The following is a 3,616-nucleotide window of genomic DNA, read 5'->3' as shown; positions in this document are numbered from 1 at the left end:
GCGGGATCGTCGGCGGCGCGGTGGGCGCGGCGACCGGCACCGTCGGCGGCATCCTCGGCGTCGACATGCAGCCGCGCTTCCGCAGCTACGTCCGCGAGCGCAACGTGCGCTCCTACGATTACGACGGCCGCGTCGCGGTCGGCACCACCCTGCCGGGCGACGGCGTGACCTATTACGACGTGCCCGACGAGTACCGCGTCCAGACCGGCACCCGCTACACCGTGATCAACAACCGCCCGGTTCTGGTCGATCGCGGCCACCGCATCGTCGAAGTGATCGACTAACTTTTTCAGCCTCCACCAATCCGAGAGGGCTCCGGGGCGATACGCCTCGGGGCCCTTTTCGTTGGTACGCTGCCGTGCAACGCTTTGCCGCATCGCCCGTTAGGGTTCTGACGGCGAACGGGAATTCTGAAACCATGGACGACGACGCCATCGACGCGAAGGCCGGCCTGCCGGAACCGGTTCGCGACCACCTCGGCCAGCAGCTCCGCTCGATGCTGACGGTGGGCCAGGAGAAGCCGCGCTTCCTCGGTGACGACCCTGCCCCCGATGAGACCTTCGCGCCGCAGCTGCAGCGCCTCGAGACCCGGCTGAAGACCCACGAGGAAGGCACCGGCGCCGTCGAGCACGCCCTCGACCGCATCCTCGACGCGTTCGGCGTCACCCCCGAGGACGACAAGCCGGCGGCCTGAACACCGCCTCCGCGCTCAAACCTTGGGGCGCGTCGCCAGCAGGTCGCGGATCTCGCCCAGGATCTTCACGTCCGCCGGCACTTCGGCGATCGCCTCGGGCTTGGCCTCTTCCTTGGTCTGGAGCTTGTTCATCGCGCGGATGACCAGGAACAGCACGAAGGCGACGATCATGAAGTTGATCGCCACGGTGATGAACTGGCCGTAGCCGATCACCGCGCCCTGCTTCTTCGCCTCGGCATAAGCTGCGCCGGCTTGCACCTTCGAGGAAAGCGGCAGGTAGTAGTTCGAGAAGTCGAGGCCGCCGGTGATCGCGCCGATCATCGGCATGAACACGTCCTGCACCGCCGAGGTCACGATCGCCCCGAAGGCGGCGCCGATGATCACGCCGACGGCGAGGTCGACCACGTTGCCGCGCAGCGCGAACTTCTTGAACTCTTCGAGCACGGCGGCCCCCCTCACGTTTCAGTGGGCAAAACCTATCGCAAGTTGCGCGCCGGCCTCAAGGCGAAAGGAATATTGTCCACCGCTCAGATCGCGGAGGCCGGATCCTCGCCGCTCTCGGGGCGCGTCTGCGGCTCGAGGCGTGACCGGCGGCGGTACTGCGCCGCGCCCAACGGCAGGCCGACGATGTAGGCGGCGCTGATCGCGACCAGCGATTCGAACGGGAACGAGATCAGCAGGCCGAAGGCGGCGACGCCCGCCAGGAAGATCGGGAGCACCAGCCCGCGGGGCACGCGCTTGCCCATGGTCTTGCCGGAGAAGGTCGGCACGGTGGAGACCACCAGCAGCGCGATGCCGAGCACGTAGACAAGGATCGCCGGCGCGGCCCAGGCCTCGAAGCCGAAGCCGAGGAAGTGCAGGTAGAGCGGCAGCATCGCCGTCATCGCCCCGGCCGGCGCCGGCATGCCGACGAAGTAGTCCTTCTTCCATTCCGGGCGGTTCGGGTCGTCGAGCATCGCGTTGAAGCGGGCGAGCCGGAGCGCCATGGCGATGGCGAAGATCAGCGCCACGATCCAGCCGAGCGATTTCAGGTTGTGGAGCGCGAAGCCGTAGAGGATCAGCGCCGGCGCGCAGCCGAAGTTGACGAAGTCGGCCAGCGAATCGAGTTCCGCCCCGAAGCGCGAGGTGCCCTTCAGCAGGCGCGCCACGCGCCCGTCGATGCCGTCGAGCACGGCGGCCGCGATGATCGCGATCACCGCCGGCTCGAACTTGCCCTCGAAGGCCAGCCGGATCGCCGTCAGCCCGAGGCAGAGCGCCATCAGGGTGATCATGTTGGGCGCGATCATCCGGAACGGTACCGGCTTGAACCGGCGCGGCCGCGGCTCGTTCGCGTCCGGCTCGAAGGGCGGGAAGAGATCGTCCATCGCCCCTCCTGAGAGCATTTTCGAGCGAAGTGGAAGCCGGTTCGCGTGAAGAAAATGCGACCGCACGAGTAAGTCAGATGCGCCGGAAGCTGCGCTCGGGGCCGCCGCCGAGGTCGGCGAGCACGGTCTCGCCGGCCACCGCCTTCTGGCCGAGGCCCACCAGCACGCGGGTGCCGACGGGGAGGTACACGTCCACCCGCGACCCGAACCGGATCAGCCCGAAGCGCTCGCCCACCGAGAGCTGGTCGCCGGCCGAGACGAAGCCGACGATGCGCCGCGCCACCAGGCCCGCGATCTGCACCACGCCGATCCGCACCGGCTGGCCGCCGTGCAGGGTCTCCATCACCATTCCGTTGCGCTCGTTGTCCTCGCTCGCCTTGTCGAGCTCGGCGTTGAGGAACAGCCCCGGCGTGTAGTGGATCTGGCCGATCCTGCCCGTCACCGGCACGCGGTTCACGTGGCAGTCGAACACGTTCATGAACACCGAGACGCGGGTCATCGGCACCGGCGGCAGGTCGAGCTCGGGCGGCGGCAGCACGGTGGAGATCAGGTTCACGCGCCCGTCGGCCGGCGACACCACGAGGCCGTCGGCCACCGGCGTCACCCGCTCGGGGTCGCGGAAGAAGTAGCACACCCACAGGGTGAGGATCAGGAACACCCAGCCGAAGAACTGCGAGAACGTGCCGGCCAGCACCGTGAGCACGATCCCGATCACGATGAAGGGGTAGCCCTCCTTGTGGATCGGGACGAGCGTCCGGCGGATCGTCAGGAGAAGGTCGTTCATGCGGTCTTTCGACGGGGCGGGGCCAAACGGGATTTTGACCCGCGCGATGGCAGCCCGGGGCGCGAAGGTCAACCTCGCGCGCCGTCGCGCGGTGCAACGGATCGGACGCCCCCCTCTCCCCGCGTGCGGGGAGAGGCCCGGCGGCACCCCGTCGTGCGGCCGGGAAGCGAAGGCGAAGCCGAAGCGACGGTGAGGGGGCGCGACCGGAGGAGGCTCGTCCGTTCGCGCCCCCTCACCCTCGGCTGCCGCCTCGCTTGGCCGACGACGCGGTCGTCAAAGCCCTCTCCCCGCAGGCGGGGCGAGGGGATGCGCGTCCCTCCAGACACGCCAAAACAACCCCACGCGGAAACCCTCCGCCGGCGGCATGGCCCGGACATCACGAAACAGGAGACGCGGGACGCCGCGGAACCCTGTGATGATGCGCGATTAGCCGGTTCCCCGGCGTCCCGCGGTGCCGGGCCCGGAACGCGGGCGTCGGCGCCGATTTGGCGTCGCGGCTGGTTCGATCGTAGCCACACAACGCGGGGCAGGAGGCCAAAGCCTCGAACGCCTGTCACGCTTCCGCGTCCGCGTGAGCGGTCGGTCGCGCCTAAGCCTTCCCGCGCGAGCACGAGCCCAGCCCCGCCATGCGGGTCCGGTCACTCCGGGCCACGGCACGCGGGTGAACCCGCCGCTCTGTGTCCCTGCCCCACGATGCCCGCGCCGCCGGCTGACCGACCGACGACCCGGGAGCCGCCACGCTGCCGACCGCCCCGTCGATCACCGGGCCGGCTC

5 protein-coding genes are annotated in these 3,616 nt (G+C 69.4%); 2 read left to right on the top strand and 3 right to left on the bottom strand.

Annotation, left to right across the window (positions count from 1 at the left end; all coding sequences use genetic code 11):
• Window positions 1-284: DUF1236 domain-containing protein (locus FV222_RS20140; RefSeq protein WP_147815473.1), on the top strand; the 284-nt coding region annotated here is incomplete at its 5' end.
• Window positions 285-418: 134 nt separating this feature from the next.
• Window positions 419-694: a hypothetical protein gene (locus FV222_RS20135; RefSeq protein WP_147752841.1), complete on the top strand. Its 276-nt coding sequence runs from the start codon at window positions 419-421 to the stop codon at window positions 692-694.
• Window positions 695-709: 15 nt separating this feature from the next.
• Here FV222_RS20135 and mscL read toward each other — a convergent pair whose 3' ends face one another.
• The 3 genes from mscL to FV222_RS20120 form a co-directional block, all read right to left on the bottom strand.
• On the bottom strand, window positions 710-1,138 hold the full coding sequence (gene mscL, locus FV222_RS20130; protein ID WP_147764168.1) for a large conductance mechanosensitive channel protein MscL: 429 nt from the start codon (window positions 1,136-1,138) through the stop codon (window positions 710-712).
• An 83-nt stretch (window positions 1,139-1,221) separates the two neighbouring features.
• Window positions 1,222-2,058: a CDP-diacylglycerol--serine O-phosphatidyltransferase gene (pssA, locus tag FV222_RS20125; RefSeq protein ID WP_147764167.1), complete on the bottom strand. Its 837-nt coding sequence runs from the start codon at window positions 2,056-2,058 to the stop codon at window positions 1,222-1,224.
• Window positions 2,059-2,131: 73 nt separating this feature from the next.
• Window positions 2,132-2,842 (bottom strand): phosphatidylserine decarboxylase, encoded by a 711-nt coding sequence (locus tag FV222_RS20120; protein WP_147764184.1) that lies wholly within the window; start codon window positions 2,840-2,842, stop codon window positions 2,132-2,134.
• Window positions 2,843-3,616: the final 774 nt, after the last annotated feature.

This window comes from Methylobacterium sp. WL103 (assembly GCF_008039885.1).
In the GTDB taxonomy this organism is placed as follows: domain Bacteria; phylum Pseudomonadota; class Alphaproteobacteria; order Rhizobiales; family Beijerinckiaceae; genus Methylobacterium; species Methylobacterium cerastii.
The sequence above is the reverse complement of the archived record's forward strand: the minus strand, read 5'-3'. Positions and strand labels throughout refer to the sequence as shown.